This is a genomic window from Streptomyces sp. NPDC102451, assembly GCF_044765485.1.
GTDB lineage: Bacteria > Actinomycetota > Actinomycetes > Streptomycetales > Streptomycetaceae > Streptomyces.
The window spans coordinates 71,080-92,038 of the sequence record NZ_JBIWKD010000017.1 but is presented as its reverse complement, the minus strand read 5'-3'; the positions used below and the strand labels follow the sequence as shown (position 1 = coordinate 92,038).

The following is a 20,959-nucleotide window of genomic DNA, read 5'->3' as shown; positions in this document are numbered from 1 at the left end:
CTGCCCGCACCGTGGGCGCGTAGCGAAGGGAGGACCGTGACCTTCGGATTCGCTCCGTCCGCAGCCACTTCACTGTCGGCGTCCGCGGGCTCCGTCAACCACGTCGCCAGGATGCTCGAACCGGCCGAGTGGGCTGCGGCCGGCATACCACTGCTGCGCAGTCCGCGTGAGGTCGTCAGCGGGCTCCACGCACGGCACCGGCCGACCCCGGCGACCGCGGTCGTCGCCGTCCTCGACCATGAGGAACGGCTCACGGCCAGCGCCTCGTTCGCCCGGCGGTCCACCGTGGCCACGGACGGCTGGGAGTTCCGCAATGCCCTCCTGGCGCATCTGCGCCGGGTGATCCCGCACGATCTGCGCCGCCGCACTCCGGTGCGTACCGCCGTCCTGCTCTACTGCCGCGAGGGCGACGAGCGTTGGACGGAGGAGGACGGGGCGTGGATGTGGGGGCTGAGGGACGCCTGCACACTGCACGGCCTGCGCTGCGGGGCCTACATCACCTTGACCCGTGGAGGCTGGCAGGTGCTCGGCGAGGGCCGGGGTGGCCGCAGGCCGACGCTGCTGTCCACACCGTCGGCCCTGGCGGACACCTCCACCGACCATGACCCCGTTCCGCTGAGCACCGGGGGCGGGGCGGCCGAAGCCCTGCGGCGGACCGCCGCCCGGTGAAACGGGCCGTGGGTCCCGGCCGTCCTCGTGGACGGCCGGGACCCACGGACGGGACCCACCGACGGAGAGCTCAGACTCCCGCGCCGAGAGCCGAGTTGACCGTCTGCGGGTCCCCGCACACGATCAGCAGCGCACCGGCGCGCTCCCGCACACCGGACAGCGCGCGGGCAGCCGCCTCGTCGAGGTCACCGTTGACCGCGACAACGACCACGGCGCGGGTCGCGCAGCGGTCGGCGTTCGCCGTGCGGGCGAAGAAGACGTCGTCACCCGCGTCGTGCTGGGCCCAGTACGCGGCCTCTCCGAAGGAGAGCTCGTGAGCGGCCCAGACGTGCTGTTCGCCGGTGGTGAGCACCAGGATGTCGCCGGGTGCCCGCCCGGAGTCGAGCAGCAGGTCGACGGCTTCGTCGGCGGCGTCGACCGCACCGCCGGCCGGAGCCGGGATCAGCTGGAACTGTGCTGCGGAACGGTCTTCCGGCAGCTTCCGCCCGGCAGCAGCAGGAACGGCCGGAGCCGGAGCAGCGGGAGAGGCGGCAGCGGGGTGCGGGCGCGGCGCCGGGGGCGCGGGCCTCGCGGGGCCGCGGCCCGGGCTTCCGGGACGCGGTGTGGCCGCGGAACGCGGGCCGGGTACGGGACGGGGGGTCGGCGCGGTGCGGCCGGCGGCCGGCGTGACGCGGGGACCCTGGGCGCTCTCGGGAATCTGAGGCTCCTCGGGGATTGAGAGGCATGAATGGTTGTCTTTGACAGCCGACGCGAACACGCCGGCGGTTGGGGCGCCTGTGCGATCAGAAGTCGAAGCCGAGCTGACCCCCGCTTTCCAGTGCCGCCGCCTCGGCGGAGAATCGGACCTTCTTCAGGTGCTGCCACTTGGGCAGCGCGTCGAGGTAGGCCCAGCTGAGGCGATGGTGAGGCGTAGGTCCCCGCTCCTCCAGCGCGGCCCGGTGTACCGGTGACGGATAACCGGCGTTCGCGCCGAAGGCGAAGTCTGCGTACTGCCCCGTGTCCGCGCCCAGTTCGGCCATCATCGTGTCGCGGCGGACCTTGGCGATCACCGAGGCCGCGGCGACGGCGATGCAGGACTGGTCGCCTTTGATCACGGTACGGACGTTCCAGGGCGTTCCGAGGTAGTCGTGCTTGCCGTCGAGGATCACGGCGTCCGGTCGCACGGGCAGCGCGTCGAGCGCCCTGACGGCCGCCAGACGGAGCGCCGCGGTCATGCCGAGGTCGTCGATCTCCAGGGGTGACGCATGCCCCAGCCCGTAGGCCGTGACCCACTTTTCGAGCATGGGTGCGAGCTCCGCCCGGCGCTTCGGGCTGATCAGCTTGGAGTCGGTGAGGCCCTCAGGGGGTCGGCGGAGTCCGGTGACGGCCGCGCACACGGTGACGGGGCCGGCCCACGCTCCGCGTCCGACCTCGTCGACACCTGCGACTGTTCTGGCACCGGATGTGGCGCGCAGCGAGCGCTCGACGGTGTGCGTGGGTGGTTCGTACGGCATGGCGCCTGCCAGGTTACGCCGATGGATACGGCAAGAACACCCCGGGGCACCGTGCAGCGCCCCCGGACGTGTCCGGCCATATCCGGAACCCCACCGTCCGGTGCGCCGGGAGGGCCGCCGGAGGGGCCGGAGGCGGAGGTGAGTCCACCGCGCGGCCCCATCGGAGGTGGCGGACGGCCTGCTCAGTACGGGTCGTAGGAGTTCTCGCCCTCGTGCCCTTCCCGCCCGTCCGACTTCGTTCCGAGGCGGTAGCAATCGACCTCGTGGCTCTGCGCAGGGTGCTTCTCCAGGATGTCCCGGGCCCTGACCTCACCCCAGCTGGAGGCGTACCACGGAGCGTCCAGGGCGGTGAGTTCGCGCTGGAAGTTCTCCAGCGCACAGGACCGCAGCGGTTCCGGCAGTTCGTGCAGAGCCGGTACGGCGTCCGCGGAGAGCCCCTTGAGATAGTCGATGTCGATCGTCCTGTCGCTGCGGTACCGCTCGACGTTCTGCTGGGCGATCAGTCCGTCGGGCGAGATCAGACCGAAGGCGAGCACACCGACGGCCGCGCTCACGGCGATCGCACGCGGCAGAAGCCTGGCGCCGAAGACGCCGGCCGCGAGGATGAGGACCAGCACCACACCGAGCCAGAGCTCCACGGCGGCCACGGAGATCCGCAGCCGGGTCAGCCCGAAGGCATCGACGTAGAGGTCCATGCGGCGCAGCGCGGAGGCCACGACGACGAGCGTGAGGACGCACAGGGCGCCGAGGACGCTTCGGACCAGGACCCGGTCGCGAGGTCCGCCGCGCGGGGCCCAGCGCAGCGCGAGAGCGATGACGATCAGCGTCAGCACGGTGGCCCAGAGGAGCTGCCAGAAGCCCTGCCGGGCGTACTCGGCGGGCAGCAGGCCGGTCTCTTCCAGCACCTTGTCGTACCCGCCGAGGAGAACGACGAGCTGCAGCGCGATGAAGGCGGCGAAGAGCAGGTTGAGCACGATCAGCGGGAGGGCCCACTCGGCCCTGTTCCTGGCCTTGCCCGGCCGGACGGTGATGCCGTCCCAGCGCACCGGCGCGGCTGCGCTGTACGCGGCGGCAAGCGCTCCGACGAGTCCGAGTGCGAAGAGGAAGACGCGCCAGGGGCTGTCACCGACCGACACATCGGGGGTGAGGCTTCCCAGCAGGTCGGCGAAGGCGGCGTCCGCGGAGGCGAAGAGGGCGCCGAACACGACGAGCAGCACGACGGCCACCGCCGTGCTCCGCACCACGGTGCGTACCCGCCCCCGGGAGTCGTCCGCGCGGTCGCGCACCCCGCGCCATCCCCAGCGCACACCCGCCGCGACCGAGGGGAACAGCCCGAGCGACCCCAGCAGCACGCCCGGCCAGCTGCGGCTTCCGTGCAGGGCGAGCGAGCCCAGGGCGAGGGCCGACACCACGGCGAGGAACACCGGCCACCCCGCTTCCCGGAGCGCGGGAATCGCCAGGAGCGCCAGGCCGCCCACCGCCCAGACGGCGGTCCAGGGCCGCAGCCTTCGCCCCGCCGAGCGCGCGGCGAAGAACGCCCCCAGGGCGGCGGGCACGGCCACGATCAGCAGATTGGGCCCCAGGCCGTCGCCGAGCAGCAGGGCGCTGAGCAGGGCCGTGGCGAGGACCGCCCCGAGCGTCGCCGGCCCGATGGCGGGCGGGGCCGGAGGCCGGAGCCGTGTCAGCAGGCCGACCGGCTGGTGCCGTCCGGGGCGCTGCCAGACATCCGTCCCGGGCGGCGCCTTGAGGTAGGAGGGCACCGTCGGCACATCCGGGCCGTCGTTCTGCGGCGGAACCGGCGGGGTGGAGGCCCGCGCCGGCCTCCCCGCCGCCTTCGCCCGGCCGGCGCTCCCGGGCGCGGCGCCGGAAGCGGTGACGACCGCGTCCTCGCCGGACTCCGGTGACGCCTCGGGCCTGCTGGACGCGTCGGACGACTGATCGGACATGGGACCCCTCCCCCCACCGGGGTCCGCTCGCACGGCCACATCGCGGCGCGAAGGCCCCGGCGTCTCTAGGCGCACGCCCACCAAGATCGATGAGGGCGGCGTGGCCGAAAGAGTAAGTCCCGCGCGAGCGGTTCGGCCGGTCGGGGTCGTCGCTGTGGCAGGACCGTGACAGTAGAACTGGCACACCGGGGTCATAGGGGCGCCGGAACCGAGGTCATGGCCCGCCGGAACACCGGCGCAGCTCCGCCCGTCCCCTCCCCCGGCGGACGGTCAGCGGCGCGCCGGAGCCAGGGGGACCCAGTCGGGCAGTTCTTCCGTCCGCGCCAGCCAGTCGGCCGGAGGCGCACCGGCCGGCGCCGCGGCGACGATTCCGCCGACGATGGCGCAGGTGGTGTCCACGTCTCCGCCGGCCTGCGCCGTCGACCAGAACGCCTGTTCGAAGTCGCCGAGGTTCCGCGCCGCCGACCAGAGGGCGAACGGCACCGTGTCGTGCGCGCTCGTACGGCGGCCGTTGCCGAGCACCGCCGCGACCGTCCCCGCATCCCGGTAGTCGAGCATGTCGCGTGCCCTGCGCAGCCCGGCACCGACGGCGCTGCGCGGGACGAGGGCGACGACTCCGTCGATCAGGCCCTCGGGCGTCGGCGGACCTCCAGGTGCCGCGACGAGGGCGGCGGCCGCCGCGACGGCCATGGCGCCCACGACGGCTTCGCGGTGCTGGTGGGTGGTGTACGAGGAGATCTCGGCCTGGTGGGTGGCCTGCTCCGGGTCGTGCGCGTACCAGGCGCCCAGCGGCGCGATGCGCATCGCCGAGCCGTTCCCCCAGGAGCCCTGGCCCTGGAAGAGGGCCGAGGCCAGCTCCCGCCAGTCCCCGCCCTCACGGACCAGCCTGAGCAGCCGGTTCACCGCGGGCCCGTACCCCCGGTCGAAGTCGTGGTGCGAGGCGAAGGACAGCGCGAGGGCGTCCTGGTCGATGCGCTCGTGCACGGCCAGGACGGCGAGTACGGAGCACGCCATCTCGGTGTCGTCGGTCCACTGCCAGTCGGAGGGCGGCAGGTCCCGGCTCTTGAGCAGGGGGTAATGGGCGGGGACGAAGAACTGGGAGCCGAGGGCATCTCCCACGGACAGTCCACGCAGGCTGGCCAGTGCCCGTTCGAAACGGTCGGAAGCGGAGTCAGCGGTCATCGCTCTGCCACTCTATCCGGTGATGCCGTACGGCTCAGGGGTGCGCCACTGCTCGAAGGGCCGGTCGAGCGTATAGCGGCCGTCCTCACCGAGCAGCAGCGTCCTGGATTCGCCGTTCCCGGGATTGGACAGCGACTCGAACTCCGCCACCGACCAGTGGAACCAGCGCATGCAGAAGAGCCTCATGGTCAGCCCATGGGTGACCAGCAGGACGTTCGGCGGATGGTCGGAGTCCTCGAAGCTGCGGTGGAGGCTCTCCAGGAACGCGTCGACCCGGTCGTACACATCGGCCCCGGACTCGCCCTGTGCGAAGCGGTAGAAGAAGTGTCCGTACGCGTCCCGGTAGGCCTTCTGCAGCCTCACGTCGTCACGGTCCTGCCAATTGCCCCAGTCCTGCTCGCGCAGCCGGGGCTCCTCCCTGACACGCACGTGTTCCAGATCGAGGCCGAAGGCCCTGAACGTCTCGTGGGTGCGCCGGTAGGGCGAGATGTAGACGCTGACACGCTCGTCGCCGAACGTCTCACGCAGCCGTGAGCCCGCCGCCTGGGCCTGACGCAGGCCCTTCGCCGTGAGCCGGAGCGCATGGTCGGGCTCTCGTTCGTAGACCGTGTCATCGGCATTGCCCTCGGACTCACCGTGCCGGACGAGAACGATGCGTTGCGGTCGTGCCATGCACCCGACCCTAGATGCCGTCAGGCCCGATCGAGCGATTGTGCGGGCCCCATCGGGCGTATGTGACCAAGGAAACGCCGTAGGGGCACGGCCGTACGAGCGGTTCGCGGGGGGTCAGACCGTCCACGACGGTTCGAGCTCCACCACGTCCCCCGTGAGCGCCGCGACATCCTTCTCGGTCTCCGCACGCGCCGAGAGCCGGGCGACACCCTCGGGCCGGTACTTGCCGCGTTCGGCGCTCGACCGCCACATGGACAGCACCAGGAACTCATGCCCCGGGGCTTCCCCGAAGACCCCGCGCAGCATCCCGGGGGAACCGGCCATGGCCGGGTTCCACACCCGTTGCTGCATGAGCGCGTAGTGGTCGACCCGGTCCTCGTACACCTGGCTGTGCGCGACCCTGACCACGTCCGCGTCGGCGAAGTGCGGCTCGAACCCGGTCTTCACGTCGAAGCGGTACTCGAAGAGCTTGACCTGCATGTCCTTGTACGTGCCGGACTGCCCGGCGGCCAGCGGGTCGTGCCCGCGGGCCATGAAGGAGTCGTAGAAGACCCGGTTCTCCCAGAACGCGAACACATGGGCGACATCGGGCTGCCCCCGGCTCCACCCGCCGCTCTGACTCCGGAACCCGGGCTCACCGAGCAGCGCCGCCCACTTCCGCTGCCCCCGCTCGAAACCGCGGCGGTCCACCACGGTGCAGCGAATCCACTTGACCAGCACCGCGCCATCGTACGGCGCCCGGCGTGGCGCGGGTCACGCTCCGGACGGTCCGGGACCTGGAGGCGCCGACAACGTACAACTCCGGCCACACGATGGCCCGAACACGACGTCCGATTCCAACGCGGTTGGATCCACGGACAGTTACGGACATGATCTGAGGATGTAAGCGGTCCGTCGGTCCAGCAGCGAGGAGGCACGTCCGATGAGCACTCCCAACAAGGACATCGAGAAGGTCGAAGTGAGTGTCAAGTGGGACCCCAGCGACGTCGGGGAGCCCGCCAACGACCTCGACATCATCGCGGCCACGTACGGGACGGAGGCGCCCTACGGCGCCCCCGTCTATCTCGTGCACTTCGACAGCAGGTCACCGGACGGGACGATCACCCTGAACCGGGACAGCCGGACGGGGCAGGGCTTCGGCTTCGACGAGGTCATGACGCTCGAACTGGACCGGTTGTCGGACGCGTACTCCAGGGTCGTGGTCGGTGTGGCCATCCAGCAGCGTGACGGCCACAAGACGTTCGGACAGATAGAGCACACGGCCGTGCAGATCCGCGAGGGCTACACGAATCTGGCGGAGGACGACTTCTCCGGGGTGGCGGCCGCCACGGCCGCGGTCGTCGCGGAGTTCGTCCGGGACTCCACGGGCTCGTGGGGCTTCCTCGGGTCCGTCCGCGGGTTCGACGGCGACCCTGGTTCGTTCGCCGCGGTGATGGGGAACCGGTCGGACTGATGTCGTCCGTCGACCCCGCACAGGACGTTTCCAGCAGGACGTTCTCAGCTGTGGCCGGGGCCTTCGATGGACACCTTGGGCAGTCTTCTGGCGAGGGGTGCGGGCAGCCACCAGGCCCGGCTGCCGAGCATCTGCATGACCGCCGGGACGATGAGGCAGCGGATGACCACGGCGTCCAGCAGGATGGCCACCGCCAGCCCGAGCCCGAACTGCTGGAGCATCCGGTCGGAGCTGAGCACGAACGCGCCGAAGACCACGATCATGATGGCCGCGGCCGCCGTGATCACCTTGCCGGTGGAGGCCAGCCCCTCCCTCACGGAGCGCGAGGGGTCCTTGGTGCGCGTCCACTCCTCATGGATGCGTGAGACGAGGAAGACCTCGTAGTCCATGGACAGACCGAAGACGATGGCGAAGATCAGCGCGGGGATGAAGGCTTCGATGGGACCCGGCTCCGCTCCGAACCACCCGTGCTGGAACACCAGTGTGATCACCCCCAGGGCGGCGGAGATCGACAGCAGGTTCAGAACCGCGGCCTTGACGGGGATCCAGAGGGAGCGGAAGACCAGCAGCAGCAGGAGTGAGGACAGGCCGACGACGACGGCGACGAACAGCGGCATCCGGTCGGCGAGTGTCTCGGAGACGTCCTGGGAGGCGGCGGTGGCTCCGCCGACCAGGATGTCGGCGCCGGTGTCCCGCTCCAGTTCAGGAACGACGTCGTCGCGCAGCCGGTGCACGAGGTCGACGGTGCCTTCGTCCTGCGGGGACGTCGCCGGGTAGACGAACACGGTGGACAGGGCGCCGTCCTCGGAGGGCATCGCCGGGGCCGCCTCGGCGACCCCGGCGGTCCCGGACAACGTGGCCTGAACGGTCCGCCCGGCGCCCTCGTCGCCCTTGACCAGCACGATCAGCGGGCCGTTGAAGCCAGGACCGAAGCCCTCTGCGAGCAGGTCGTACGCCTGCCGTGAGGTGGTCTCCACAGGGTCGTTGCCGGAGTCGGCGAAGCCCAGGCGCATGCTCAGCGCCGGTGCCGAGAGGGCCAGCAGAGCGATGGCTCCGATCAGCAGGGTCGGGATCGGGCGGCGCTGCACGACTCGGGCCATGGCGCGCCAGCGGTCGCCTTCGGTCCTGCCCTTGGCGGTTGCCCTGGCTGCTCGCTCGATGACGTGACGCTGGATGCGCCTGCCGAAGAGTGCCAGCAGGGCGGGCAGCAGCACGAGGGACGCGGCCATGGTGATCAGGACGGTCACCGCCACCGCGAGGGCGATGCCCTGCAGTGAGCCGAGTCCGAGCGCGACGAGTCCCAGCAGGGCGACGATCACGGTGCAGCCCGCGAAGAAGACAGTGCGTCCGGCGGAGTCCAGGGCCTTGCGGCAGGCCTCGGCCGGCTGGACACCGTCGAGCAGCTCCTGCCGGTAGCGGTAGAAGATCAGCAGGGCGTAGTCGACGCCGACACCGAGCCCTACGAGCATCAGGATGGGCGGAGTGAAGTCGGCGACGGTGAAGACGTGCGAGGCGAGAGCGATCAGGCCGATCGCGCCGCCGACCGCGAAGAGCGCGGTGATCAGGGGCAGGGATGCCGCCAGCACGGAACCGAAGAGCAGTACGAGGATGACCAGGGCGGCCACGATCCCGGCGAGTTCGGCGGTCGGGCCTGCCTTGTCCTCCGCGTTGCGGGCGGCCTCGCCGCCGACCTCGACCTGGAGCCCGTCGGATTCGATGCCCCGGGCGGTGTCGATGATCTCGGCGACGTCCTCCTTGGGTACGTCCTCCGTCTTGCCGTCCAGGGTCACGGAGGCATAGGCGATCGTGCCGTCCTCGGACACGGCGGAGGCATCGGTGAACGGGCTCCGCACGTCGGCGACGCCCGCCATCCCCTTCACCTCGGCCAGCATCGGCAGGACGGCGTCCTTACGGCTGCCGATGCCGTCCGTGTCCTTGAACACGATCTCGACGCTGTCGCCGGCCTGGTCGGAGCCGTGCTCCCTGAACAGGTCGGTCGCGGCCTGGGAGTCGGTGCCCGGCAGCGAGAAGTCGTTACGGTACGCGGACCCTGCGACTGTGGAGCCCAGGGTGATGGCGGCCAGGACGGCCACCCAGAGCGCGAGGGCGGCCCAGCGGTGGCGCTGCGCCCAGCCGGCCAGCGCACCGAACCGGCCGATGGGCACGGAACCGGCCGGCGGGTCCGACGGGGGTGGGACAAGGGGCGCGACCGGGCCGCGGGGGGAAGACACGATGCCTACCTCGGATTCGAGCGAGTGTTGCCTGGCGTCACAGCCGCGCCCACCACCGCGCCGGTCAGCGCCGGAATCCCGATCGCCAGAGCGGCGGAAAGGCCGCTGACCGTGATCGAGAAGGTTCCGGCGGCGGTGACCAGCAGGATTCCCGCAGCGGTCCCCACCAGCGCGCCGACGAAGGCGGCACTGATCCGGGTGGAGGTGAGGGGCGATGACATGGCCTCGATCGTGCCCGTGTGCCCCGGCCGTGGGCGTCGGCCCACGGCTGACACCTGGCCTACCCCAGCCGGAGTACGAGCGGCCGCGCCGTACACCAGCGGATGTGGACCAGGAGCGGAGCATGTCCTCCCCGGGCAGACACCCTGGCCGCACGACGGCCACACGGCCGTGTCCGTGGCCGCGCCGCAGGAGAATGAGGGCGTGCCCCGTCTCGATCTGTCCCGATTCCGCGTGCCCGGCGGTCCCCGCGCCGACCTGGTGCTGGTCCTGGCCGTCCTGGTGCTGGTGGGCGTGGCGGAGGGGCAGCGGCTGGGCCCCGGCGGCCGCGCGCCGGACTCGCTGGTCGTGTCCTGGCTGCTCGTCATGGCGGTGTGCACGGCGCTGCTGATGCGGCGCCGGTACCCGGTGGCGGCGGGCTGGTGCACCGTGGTGGGGACCGGCGTCTACTACCTCCTGAGCACCGTGGACGGCCCCTTGGTCCTGGTGCCGGTCGTGGCGTTGTACGCGCTCGCGTCGCAAGGGCGCCTCCGGGCAGCAGTCGCCATGGCCGCGGTGATGGTCATCGGCGTCGGCGCGGGGGCCCTGGCGGGCACCGGCGACGTCAACGGCACGGCCGTGTTCATGCTCACCGGGTGGCTGATCGCCATCGTGGCCCTGGGGACCATGCGCCACGGCAGGGTCGCCTACGCCGAGGAGGAGGCGCAGCTGCGGGCCACACAGGAGCGACTGCGTATCGCCCGTGAACTGCACGACGTGATCGGCCACACCATGTCGATGATCAACGTGCAGGCGTCTGCCGCTCTCCACCGGCTGGAGAAGGACCCGGGCCAGGCTGCAGAGGCCTTGGCCGCCATCAAGGACGGCAGCAAGGCCGGCTTGAGGGAGCTGCGCACCACCCTCGGCGTACTGCGTCAGGTCGACGAGGAAGCACCGACCGCGCCCGCGCCGGGGCTCGCCGGCATCGACGACCTGGCCGCCGCGGCCGGTCCGGCGGGACCGGAGGTACGGATCGAGAGGAACGGGACCGAGGTCCGGCCGCCCGCCGCGGTCGATCTGGCCGCCTACCGCATCGTGCAGGAGTCACTGACCAACGCCGCCAGGCACGGCCGCGCCCGCCACGTCACCGTCCGGCTCTCCTACGAGGACACGCAGCTCACCGTGGTGGTCGAGGACGACGGCACGGGAACGTCCTCCGGCCGCGCCGGAACGGGTGGCAGCGGCATCGCCGGCATGACGGAGCGGGCGCGGGCGCTCGGCGGCACCCTGACCGCGCGGAAGCGGCAGGAGGGCGGTTTCGTCGTACACGCCCGGCTACCGTTCGCGGACCCACCCTCAGCCGATGAACGGAGCGATCGATGATCAGGATCGTGCTGGCGGACGACCAGCGACTCGTCCGCGCGGGGATCCGCTCGATCCTCGATGACGAGGACGACCTCGAAGTCGTCGCGGAGGCCGCCGACGGGCAGGCCGCGGTCTCCGCGTGCCGGGCGCTGCGGCCCGATGTGGTGCTGATGGACATCCGCATGCCGGGTACGGACGGACTCGAGGCCGCTCGGATCATCGCCGCGGACGGACGGCTGGCGACGGTGAAGGTGGTCATGCTGACGACCTTCGATCTCGACGACTACGTGTACGGGGCGCTGCGCGCCGGAGCAACGGGCTTCCTGGTCAAGGACACCGAACCGGAGGAACTTCTGCATGCCGTGCGGGTGGCCGTCCGGGGAGACGCGCTCATCAGCCCCTCGGTCACCCGGAGGCTCATCGCGGAGTTCGCGAACCGTGAGAGACCCCGTGCACCGGACTCGCGCCTCGACGTGCTCACCAACCGCGAACGTGAGGTGATGGAGCTGGTCGCCGCCGGATGCACCAACGACGAGATCGCCGCACGCCTGGTGCTGTCCCCCCTCACGGCGAAGACTCACGTCAGCCGCATCATGGCGAAGCTCGGGGCCCGGGACAGGTCCCAGGTTGTGGTCCTCGCCTACGAGTGCGGACTGGTGAGCCCCGGCCGGCCGCCCGCGTCCGGAACGTGATCCGACGGAAGGGAGGGGCGCCGGCCTCGGCCGGTGCCCCTCCCTTCCTGATCACGCCTCGTGTTCAGCTACGCCGAACGGTGCACAGCCGTCAGCTGCACCCGCTGGTCGAGCCGCAGCCCTCGCAGATGTAGCAGGACCCGGCGCGCTGCATCTTCGTACCGCACGAGAAGCACAGCGGCGCGTCCGCGCTGATACCGAGCTGCATCTCGACCAGCTCGGCCGAGGTGTGCGCGGCCTTGGGGGCCGGCTTCTCCGCTGCGCTCTCCAGGGGCGCCTCGACCGCCTTCAGCGGCTGGGCCTGCACGGGAGCGGACTGCGCCAGACTCTCGGAGTGGAGCTCCTCGTCCCCGAAGTCGGGCTCGTACGAACCGGTGTCGAGGTGACGCTGACGCTCCTCGGCCGAGTGGATGCCGAGCGCGGAGCGCGTCTCGAACGGCAGGAAGTCGAGCGCCAGGCGGCGGAAGATGTAGTCGACGATCGACTGCGCCATCCGCACGTCCGGGTCGTCCGTCATACCGGCCGGCTCGAAGCGCATGTTGGTGAACTTGGAGACGTACGTCTCCAGCGGCACGCCGTACTGCAGACCGACGGAGACCGCGATCGAGAAGGCGTCCATCATGCCCGCGAGGGTGGAACCCTGCTTGGACATCTTCAGGAAGACCTCACCGAGACCGTCGTCCGGGTAGGAGTTGGCGGTCATGTAACCCTCGGCGCCGCCGACCGTGAAGGAGGTGGTGATGCCGGGACGGCCCTTGGGCAGACGCTTGCGGACCGGGCGGTACTCGACGACCTTCTCGACCGCGGCACGGATGGTGTCCTCGGTCTTGGCCGTGACCTCGTCCTTCTTCTCCTCCCACTTCTTGGTGGAGAGGGGCTGGCCGACCTTGCAGTTGTCGCGGTAGATCGCGAGCGCCTTGACGCCCATCTTCCACGCCTCGAAGTAGACCTCCTCGACGTCCTCGACGGTGGCCGTCTCCGGCAGGTTCACCGTCTTGGACAGCGCGCCGGAGATCCACGGCTGGATGGCCGCCATCATCCGGACGTGGCCCATGGCCGAGATGGAACGCTCGCCCATGGCGCAGTCGAAGACCTCGTAGTGCTCGGTCTTGAGGCCGGGGGCGTCGATCACATTGCCGTTGTCGGCGATGTGGGCGACGATCGCCTCGATCTGCTCCGGCTGGTAGCCGAGACGGCGCAGGGCCTGCGGCACCGTGCCGTTGACGATCTGCATCGAGCCGCCGCCGACGAGCTTCTTGAACTTGACCAGGGCGAGGTCGGGCTCGAGGCCCGTCGTGTCGCAGGACATCGCGAGACCGATGGTGCCGGTCGGGGCGATGACCGACGCCTGGGCGTTGCGGAAGCCGTTCTTCGCGCCGAGGCGGATCACGTCCTGCCAGGCCTCCGTGGCGGCGGCCCAGACCGGCGAGTCCAGGTCGTCGGCGTGGACGGCCACGGCGTTGGCGTCCGAGTGCTGCTTCATGACGCGCTGGTGCGGCTCGGCGTTGCGGGCGTAGCCGTCGTACGGGCCGACGACCGCGGCGAGTTCGGCGGAGCGCCGGTAGGACGTACCGGTCATCAGCGAGGTGATGGCGCCGGCGAGCGCACGGCCGCCGTCGCTGTCGTACGCGTGCCCGGTGGCCATCAGCAGGGCGCCCAGGTTGGCGTAGCCGATGCCCAGCTGACGGTAGGCCCGGGTGTTCTCGCCGATCTTCTGAGTCGGGAAGTCCGCGAAGCAGATCGAGATGTCCATCGCGGTGATGACCAGCTCGACGACCTTCGAGAAGCGCTCGGCCTGGAAGGACTGGTGGCCCTCGCCGTCGTCCTTGAGGAACTTCATCAGGTTCAGCGAGGCGAGGTTGCACGAGGTGTTGTCCAGGTGCATGTACTCGCTGCACGGGTTCGAGCCGTTGATCCGGCCGGACTCCGGGCAGGTGTGCCAGGCGTTGATCGTGTCGTCGTACTGGATGCCCGGGTCGGCGCAGGCCCAGGCCGCCTCGGCCATCTTGCGGAAGAGGGACTTGGCCTCGACCTCTTCGATGACGTCACCGGTCATCCGGGCGCGCAGCCCGAACTTCCCGCCGGCCTCGACGGCCTTCATGAACTCGTCGTTGACCCGGACCGAGTTGTTGGCGTTCTGGTACTGGACGGACGTGATGTCGTCGCCGCCCAGGTCCATGTCGAAGCCCGCGTCGCGCAGGGCGCGGATCTTCTCCTCCTCCTTCACCTTGGTCTCGATGAAGTTCTCGATGTCGGGGTGGTCGACGTCGAGGATGACCATCTTGGCCGCACGGCGCGTGGCGCCGCCGGACTTGATGGTTCCCGCGGAGGCGTCGGCGCCCCGCATGAAGGAGACCGGGCCGGAGGCGTTGCCGCCGGAGGAGAGCAGCTCCTTGGAGGAGCGGATGCGGGACAGGTTCAGGCCGGCGCCGGAGCCGCCCTTGAAGATCATGCCCTCTTCCTTGTACCAGTCGAGGATCGACTCCATGGAGTCGTCGACGGCCAGGATGAAGCAGGCCGAGACCTGCTGCGGCTGGGGCGTTCCGACGTTGAACCACACCGGCGAGTTGAAGCTGAAGATCTGGTGCAGGAGGGCGTACGCCAGCTCGTGCTCGAAGATCTCGGCGTCGGCGGGGGAAGCGAAGTAGTTGTAGTCCTCGCCGGCCTTCCGGTACGTCTTGACGATCCGGTCGATCAGCTGTCGCAGACCGGTCTCGCGCTGCGGGGTGCCGACAGCCCCCCGGAAGTACTTGCTGGTGACGATGTTGACCGCGTTCACCGACCAGAAGTCGGGGAACTCGACGCCACGCTGCTCGAAGTTGATCGAGCCGTCGCGCCAGTTGGTCATGACGACGTCACGGCGCTCCCACGCGACCTCGTCGTACGGATGCACGCCGGGAGTCGTGTGGATGCGCTCGATGCGCAGGCCCTGCTTGGTCGCAGTCGACTTGGCTCCCTTGGTGCGGGAACCCCGTGCCGGGCCGCTCGCCGTCTCTGTCATGCCGCCTCCCATATGTGGGCAAAAACGCCCTGAAGTGCCCAGTTCTTCCCAGGGCACAGTGTGTGTCTGATGCTCCGGACGCCGCGCACAGCGTCTCGGAGCAGGTCTGGTGCCGCCTGCCGCCGGCTCCGCCGTCCCTGCCGGCCGGCTCGGTGATCAATCAGCGGCGACTGCGGCGGGGGCGGGAACCTCGAGGGTCTCGCCGCTCCCGCATTGCTCTTCGCGGGACCGCTGCTCGCGGAGCTCCGCGATGGCGGTCTCGAAGTCTTCGAGGGAGTTGAACGCCCGGTACACCGACGCGAAACGCAGGTACGCGACGAGGTCGAGCTCCTGCAAGGGGCCGAGTATGGCCAGACCCACGTCGTGCGTCGTCAGTTCGGCGCTCCCCGTGGCCCGCACGGCCTCCTCGACCCGTTGGCCGAGCTTCGCCAGGGCGTCCTCGGTGACGGGGCGGCCCTGGCACGCCTTGCGGACCCCCGAGATGACCTTGGTGCGACTGAAGGGTTCGGTCACGCCGCTGCGCTTGACCACCATCAGCGAGCAGGTCTCCACCGTCGTGAAGCGACGGGAGCAGTCGGGGCACTGGCGGCGCCGTCGGATCGACGTCCCGTCGTCCGTCGTGCGACTGTCCACGACCCGACTGTCGGGGTGCCTGCAGAAGGGGCAGTGCATCTCTCCGAACCCTCCCTCACAGCACGACTGAATAGCCCTCCGTGCCCTGTTCAGGGCCCCTGAGGACGGTCACCAGCATAGGCGATGAACTCGGCCCTGAGGGACCGGGTACCACTACTTATGGGCAGCGACAGCAGGACAACCACTACATCTAGGGTTTCGCTCCGCCCGTACCCTCGCGCGTGTCGCGCTCCCCCGGGGGGCCGGAAGGCAGCCTACGGCCCGGCACGAGGGTACGGGAAACGCGTGACCGCCGGAGCCGGGCCGCCCCGGGCGGAGCCGCCCGGTGCGGCTCCCCGGGGGCCCGCACCGGCCCGCCGCGGACGCACCCCCACGCTCGGGAACGGGCCGGCGGAACGCTAGCGTGGACCCCGGCCGCGGCACCCGGTTCCGGCCCGCCGGCCTTCAGCACATACACCTCTCACCAGGCGCGCGAGGGGCCTTTATTTGTTTTTCACTCGAACGTGTGTTTGGCGCAACCTTTCGAAAGCTACTACCGTTGCCTAACTAGGGAGACCATTCGAGAGGGGCCGACGTGACCACCACCGCAGACAGTGCCACCATCACTGCCCAGGACCACCGCTCCCAGAGCCGACTTGAGCCGGTGCATGCCATGAATGACTCAGTCATGAACGCGGAGGGGCCCGAGCCCACGCGAGCCGCACGCTCCTTGCCCGGACGACCTCCAGGAATCCGGGCGGACAGCTCCGGGCTCACGGACAGGCAGCGGCGTGTGATCGAGGTGATCCGGGACTCCGTGCAGCGGCGGGGTTATCCCCCGTCGATGCGCGAGATCGGCCAGGCGGTGGGACTCTCCAGCACCTCGTCCGTCGCCCACCAGCTGATGGCTCTGGAGCGCAAGGGCTTCCTGCGCCGCGACCCCCACCGGCCGCGGGCCTACGAGGTCCGGGGCTCGGACCAGCCCAGCACGCAGCCGACCGACACCACCGGGAAGCCCGCGGCCTCGTACGTGCCGCTGGTCGGCCGGATCGCCGCCGGCGGGCCGATCCTCGCCGAGGAGTCCGTCGAGGACGTCTTCCCGCTCCCCCGTCAGCTCGTCGGTGACGGCGAGCTCTTCGTGCTGAAGGTCGTCGGTGACTCGATGATCGAGGCAGCGATCATGGACGGCGACTGGGTCACGGTCCGGCGCCAGCCGGTCGCGGAGAACGGCGACATCGTGGCGGCCATGCTGGACGGCGAGGCCACCGTCAAGCGGTTCAAGCGCGAGGACGGCCATGTGTGGCTCCTCCCGCACAACTCCGCCTACCAGCCGATCCCCGGCGACGAGGCGACGATCCTGGGCAAGGTCGTGGCGGTGCTGCGGCGGGTGTGAGCTCCGCCGGTTCGGACTGGGCCCCGGGATCTCTGCGCCGATCCCGGGGCCCTGACGCGTCCGCCGCTCTCCGGTGGCGGCAGGCAGCTCCTCCAGCGGGCCGCCCGTGTCACCCGGCGGCCCGCTCGTGCTCACTGCGCGGCCTTGGCCGCCGCGTCGATGGCCGCGAGTGAGCGCCGTGCCTGATTACGGTCCGTGGTGTACCAGAAGTCGGGCAGCGAGGCGCGGAGGTAGCTGCCGTACCTGGCGTTGGCCAGCCGGGGGTCGAGCACCGCGACCACGCCCTTGTCGCCCATGGCCCGGACGAGCCGGCCCGCGCCCTGTGCCATCAGCAGCGCCGCATGGGTCGCCGCCACTGCCATGAACCCGTTGCCACCGGCCTCCTCGACGGCCTTCTGCCGGGCACTCATCAGCGGGTCGTCCGGCCGGGGGAACGGGATCCGGTCCATGACCACGAGCTGGCAGCTCGGGCCGGGGACATCGACGCCCTGCCAGAGGGACAGCGTCCCGAACAGACAGGTCTCGGGGTCCGCCGCGAAGTTCTTGATCAGCTCCCCGAGCGTCTCCTCGCCCTGCAGCAGGATCGGCTTGTCCTGTCGTCCGCGCAGTTCCTCGGCCGCCGCCTGGGCGGCCCGCATCGACGAGAACAGGCCCAGGGTGCGCCCGCCCGCCGCGTCCACCAGCTCGGCGAGCTCGTCGAGCATGTCCGTGCGGGACCCTTCCCGGCCGGGCGTGGCCAGGTGCCGGGCGACGTACAGGATGCCCTGCCTCGGGTAGTCGAACGGCGAGCCGACGTCGAGGCCCTTCCACTGCGGGATGTCGTCGCCCGCCGTGCCCTCGGGCGCGAGCCCCAGGGACGCCCCCACCCCGTTGAAATCGCCGCCGAGCTTGAGCGTCGCCGAGGTCAGCACCACCGAGCGGTCGGCGAAGAGCTTCTCGCGCAGCAGCCCGGACACGGACAGCGGAGCCACCCGGACCGACGCCCCGAAGCGGTCGTGCCGCTCGTACCAGACAACGTCGTACTCGGAGCCCTGGGTGATGCGCTCCGCGACACCGTGGATGGACTCGACCGAGGCCATGGCCTGCTTGCGCACCGCGTCCTCGTCCTGGACGTTCTTGTCACGGGTGGAGCCGAGCGCGGAGATCACCGTACGCGCGGCGTCGCGCAGCGCCATCAGTGCGTAGCCGAGGTCCTCCGGGACCTCTTCGAGGCGGCCGGGGAGCGCCAGCTCCATGACCCGCTCGAACCCCTCCGACGCGGTGAGCAGGGCGTCGGCCGCCTTCTCGTAGACCAGCTTCGCGGCACGGCGCACCGCGCGGTTCACCTGGCCTGGGGTGAGCTCCCCGGTGGCCACCCCGGTGACCCGGGAGACCAGCTCATGGGCCTCGTCGACGATGAGCACCTCGTGCTTGGGAAGCACCGGGGCGCCCTCGATCGCGTCGATCGCGAGCAGGGCGTGGTTGGTGACGACGACATCGGCGAGCTTGGCCCTCTCCCGGGCCGCCTCCGCGAAGCACTCGGCGCCGTACGCGCACTTCGTGGCGCCGAGGCACTCCCGCGAGGAGACGGAGATCTGGGACCAGGCCCGGTCCGAGACGCCCGGCGTCAGGTCGTCCCGGTCGCCGGTCTCCGTCTCGTCCGACCAGTCGCGCAGACGCAGCAGGTCCTGGCCCAGCTTGCTCGACGGTGCCGCTGCCTCGAACTGGTCGAAGAGCCCCTCCTCCTCGTCCTGCGGCGCCCCTTCGTGGAGCCGGTGCAGACAGAGGTAGTTCGACCGGCCCTTGAGCATCGCGAACTGCGGCCGTCGGCGCAGCAGCGGATGCAGCGCGTCGACCGTACGCGGGAGGTCCCGCTCGACCAGCTGGCGCTGGAGGGCCAGCGTCGCCGTGGCCACCACGACCCGCTCGCCGTGGGCCAGCGCCGGCACCAGGTAGCCGAGGGACTTGCCCGTGCCGGTGCCGGCCTGGACGAGCAGATGGGCGTTGTCGTCGACGGCCTCGGCGACGGCCTCGGCCATGGAGACCTGGCCGGGGCGCTCCGTACCGCCGACGGCGGTGACGGCGGCGTGGAGGAGCTCGGGGAGAGATGGCTTCGTCATAGCCCGACCACCCTACGGCGCCCCACTGACAGCATCGATCGGTCCCGGACTCACTCGGAGGGGTGCAGCGGGTTCGGGACGGTGCCGTGGACGGCCGCGTGCGGGCGGTTCGGCCGGTCGCGGTAGCCGTCCAGATGCAGACGGTTGCGGTTGAGACACAGGCGCTCGATCCTCGGCGTCAGCATGTCGAAGATCTCGAACCGCTCCTTGAGGTCGGGGAACCGTGCGTGGTGCCTCAGGATCTCGGCACGGACGAGTGACCAGAATTCACCCTCCGGTACGTCCAGTTGTTCCTCGCAGAGTGGGGACAGATAGCGGAACACACCCACGAAGAGCCCGGAGTGGATGAACTGGGTGAGGAAGGAGGGCTCCTCCGTGAGCAGGATGTCGCGGACGTCCTGGGGCATCGTGTCGTGCTCGGGCAGCGGCCTGGCGCTGACGTTCACGTCGTCGACGAAGTCCTTGATCGCGAGCCGCACCGGCACGTCGTTCTCGTCGAAGACGACGATGGCGTTCTCGCCGTGCGGGGAGAACACGGTGCCGTAGCGGTACAGGAAGTGCAGCAGGGGCGGCAGCAGCGCGGTGAAGAGCCGGGTCAGCCAGGCCGTCGGAGTCAGCCCGGAGCGGGCGACGAGCTCGGCGGTGAAGGAGCGGCCCTCGGGGTCCGTGTGCAGCAGCGAGGCCAGCGTACGGGCGCGTTCACCGGGCGCGAGCCGCGGCTGGAGGGGCTCCCTCCAGATCGCCCCGAGGATCTCCTTGAACTGGTACGGCGACTCCGGGAGGTGGTCGTAGAGCGGGTGCTCGACGGCCACCGAGGCGACCTCGCCGAGCAGGATCACGCCGCAGATGTCCCGGAGGAAGGGATCTCCGTCGCACAGCCCCTGGACCCATGCGGTGACGGCCGGGGCGGCGAGCGTGCGCTCGGTCGGCAGGCCGCGCCAGACGAGGGTGTTGAGGATCGACAGCGGCAGCTTGACCGTGTGCCGGTCGGGCCGGCCGACGTTGGTGAAGGTGCGGATGGACTGCTGCGGCAACCGGAGGTCGTCGTCGGCGTGCAGGGGCACGATCTCGCCGTCCGCGATCGCCGGGGCGAAGAGCGGGACGATCCACTCGTCCCACTGCCACGGGTGCACGGGAAGGAACAGGTAGTCCGCGGGTTCGAGACCTCGTCCGCGCAGGACGGCGTTGAAGGACGCGCGGACGCCCGGGTCGAGCTCATGGTCGTAGAGGTCCCCGGGGGTGGAGACACGGCCCACTCCCCGGTACCCCGCTATGCGGGTGCTGACGGCGATCCAGGGCAGTGGTGCGGCCGACCGGGCTTCCGGTGTGAAGCGTGCGGCGTCGGCGGCGGAGAACCCGAGGCGGCCCTTGTTCGCCACGAGCCAGGGGTGCCCTGTCTGGTGGCCTTCGAGCTCGGCGTACGGGAGTTCGGCGAGCTGCGCCGCGGTGAGTGCGGTGTGATCGAGGCGGGCGTCGGCGGTGAGTGTGGCGGTGAGCTCACGGATGAGGTGGCCGAGCGTGGCCCCGTCGAGCCCGAGGAGGCGGCGGCCGCGGGCGAGGAACCGCAGCGGGTCACGGAAGGGTGTGCCGTCGGCGCTCGCGTCCCCGCTGTCTCCGACGGCGGCCTCATGGATCGTCGCGGGGTCGACGCGCCAGCTGCCGTAGACACCGCGCCGGGCGTGGAAGCTCAGGGTCGCGCCGTCGTCGAGCGGCAGGGTGTAGTCACCGGTCCGCCCGGCGCCGCCGTCCGCCCGGGGCACCGGCTCGATGACTTCCTCGTAGGCGAACTCACCGAGCATCTTGGCGAGGAGCCTCGCCGCCACCCGGTCCCACACGGTCCGGTTGAGTTCCGGGGTGTCGAGCGGCGTATGAGGCTTCGCCGGATGGTGGCTCGCAGGATATGTCGGCACGGGGACTCCTCCGGGTGGGACCGATGGGGTTCGAGCGGGCTGT

General features: G+C 70.7%; 17 protein-coding genes. 5 read left to right on the top strand and 12 right to left on the bottom strand.

Going from position 1 to position 20,959, the window contains the following annotated elements; all coding sequences use genetic code 11:
* Nucleotides 1–36 precede the first annotated feature (36 nt).
* Entirely contained in the window at nucleotides 37–669 is a 633-nt protein-coding gene (locus ACIRD8_RS29845; protein ID WP_403998241.1) for a hypothetical protein, read from the top strand.
* Between the two features lie 70 nt (nucleotides 670–739).
* Here the strand turns inward: ACIRD8_RS29845 and ACIRD8_RS29840 are convergent, their stop codons facing one another.
* The 6 genes from ACIRD8_RS29840 to ACIRD8_RS29815 form a co-directional block, all read right to left on the bottom strand.
* Nucleotides 740–1,384 carry a hypothetical protein gene (locus tag ACIRD8_RS29840; protein ID WP_403998424.1) on the bottom strand — a complete coding sequence of 215 codons (645 nt, stop codon included), beginning with the start codon at nucleotides 1,382–1,384 and terminating at the stop codon, nucleotides 740–742.
* A gap of 67 nt (nucleotides 1,385–1,451) precedes the next feature.
* Complete coding sequence (locus tag ACIRD8_RS29835) at nucleotides 1,452–2,162, bottom strand: ribonuclease HII (RefSeq protein ID WP_403998238.1); 711 nt, start codon at nucleotides 2,160–2,162, stop codon at nucleotides 1,452–1,454.
* 182 nt (nucleotides 2,163–2,344) lie between these two features.
* The gene (locus ACIRD8_RS29830) at nucleotides 2,345–4,108 is read right to left on the bottom strand and encodes a DUF4153 domain-containing protein (RefSeq protein ID WP_403998236.1); all 1,764 of its coding nucleotides are present in this window, start codon (nucleotides 4,106–4,108) and stop codon (nucleotides 2,345–2,347) included.
* Nucleotides 4,109–4,378: 270 nt separating this feature from the next.
* Nucleotides 4,379–5,290, bottom strand: a complete 912-nt coding sequence (locus ACIRD8_RS29825; RefSeq protein WP_403998233.1) for an ADP-ribosylglycohydrolase family protein — start codon at nucleotides 5,288–5,290, stop codon at nucleotides 4,379–4,381.
* Between the two features lie 12 nt (nucleotides 5,291–5,302).
* A complete protein-coding gene (locus ACIRD8_RS29820; RefSeq protein WP_403998231.1) occupies nucleotides 5,303–5,962 on the bottom strand; it encodes a histidine phosphatase family protein in 660 nt (219 codons plus the stop codon).
* Between the two features lie 114 nt (nucleotides 5,963–6,076).
* Entirely contained in the window at nucleotides 6,077–6,682 is a 606-nt protein-coding gene (locus tag ACIRD8_RS29815; RefSeq protein WP_403998228.1) for a YdbC family protein, read from the bottom strand.
* 202 nt (nucleotides 6,683–6,884) lie between these two features.
* On the opposite strand from ACIRD8_RS29815, the gene ACIRD8_RS29810 reads away from it, so the two are divergent.
* Nucleotides 6,885–7,415, top strand: coding sequence for a TerD family protein (locus ACIRD8_RS29810; RefSeq protein ID WP_403998225.1), 531 nt, complete (start codon nucleotides 6,885–6,887; stop codon nucleotides 7,413–7,415).
* 44 nt (nucleotides 7,416–7,459) lie between these two features.
* On the opposite strand, the gene ACIRD8_RS29805 is transcribed toward ACIRD8_RS29810, so the two are convergent.
* Entirely contained in the window at nucleotides 7,460–9,646 is a 2,187-nt protein-coding gene (locus ACIRD8_RS29805; protein ID WP_403998222.1) for an MMPL family transporter, read from the bottom strand.
* Between the two features lie 5 nt (nucleotides 9,647–9,651).
* On the bottom strand, nucleotides 9,652–9,867 hold the full coding sequence (locus tag ACIRD8_RS29800; RefSeq protein WP_403998218.1) for a hypothetical protein: 216 nt from the start codon (nucleotides 9,865–9,867) through the stop codon (nucleotides 9,652–9,654).
* A gap of 202 nt (nucleotides 9,868–10,069) precedes the next feature.
* Here ACIRD8_RS29800 and ACIRD8_RS29795 point away from each other — a divergent pair, with 202 nt between their 5' ends.
* Both ACIRD8_RS29795 and ACIRD8_RS29790 read left to right on the top strand, forming a co-directional pair.
* Nucleotides 10,070–11,227, top strand: coding sequence for a sensor histidine kinase (locus ACIRD8_RS29795; RefSeq protein WP_403998215.1), 1,158 nt, complete (start codon nucleotides 10,070–10,072; stop codon nucleotides 11,225–11,227).
* Complete coding sequence (locus ACIRD8_RS29790; RefSeq protein ID WP_403998212.1) at nucleotides 11,224–11,901, top strand: response regulator; 678 nt, start codon at nucleotides 11,224–11,226, stop codon at nucleotides 11,899–11,901. The genes ACIRD8_RS29795 and ACIRD8_RS29790 overlap by 4 nt, the downstream gene beginning before the upstream one ends.
* 91 nt (nucleotides 11,902–11,992) lie before the next feature.
* Here ACIRD8_RS29790 and ACIRD8_RS29785 read toward each other — a convergent pair whose 3' ends face one another.
* Together ACIRD8_RS29785 and nrdR are read right to left on the bottom strand one after the other, a co-directional pair.
* Nucleotides 11,993–14,902 carry a vitamin B12-dependent ribonucleotide reductase gene (locus ACIRD8_RS29785; RefSeq protein ID WP_403998209.1) on the bottom strand — a complete coding sequence of 970 codons (2,910 nt, stop codon included), beginning with the start codon at nucleotides 14,900–14,902 and terminating at the stop codon, nucleotides 11,993–11,995.
* 156 nt (nucleotides 14,903–15,058) lie between these two features.
* A complete protein-coding gene (gene nrdR / locus ACIRD8_RS29780; protein WP_329419658.1) occupies nucleotides 15,059–15,574 on the bottom strand; it encodes a transcriptional regulator NrdR in 516 nt (171 codons plus the stop codon).
* Nucleotides 15,575–16,109: 535 nt separating this feature from the next.
* On the opposite strand from nrdR, the gene lexA reads away from it, so the two are divergent.
* Nucleotides 16,110–16,907 (top strand): transcriptional repressor LexA, encoded by a 798-nt coding sequence (gene lexA, locus ACIRD8_RS29775; protein ID WP_362888740.1) that lies wholly within the window; start codon nucleotides 16,110–16,112, stop codon nucleotides 16,905–16,907.
* A 131-nt stretch (nucleotides 16,908–17,038) separates the two neighbouring features.
* Here the strand turns inward: lexA and ACIRD8_RS29770 are convergent, their stop codons facing one another.
* Both ACIRD8_RS29770 and ACIRD8_RS29765 read right to left on the bottom strand, forming a co-directional pair.
* On the bottom strand, nucleotides 17,039–19,006 hold the full coding sequence (locus ACIRD8_RS29770; protein ID WP_403998204.1) for an ATP-dependent DNA helicase: 1,968 nt from the start codon (nucleotides 19,004–19,006) through the stop codon (nucleotides 17,039–17,041).
* Nucleotides 19,007–19,056: 50 nt separating this feature from the next.
* Entirely contained in the window at nucleotides 19,057–20,916 is a 1,860-nt protein-coding gene (locus tag ACIRD8_RS29765) for an IucA/IucC family protein (protein ID WP_403998202.1), read from the bottom strand.
* Between the last annotated feature and the right edge of the window lie 43 nt (nucleotides 20,917–20,959).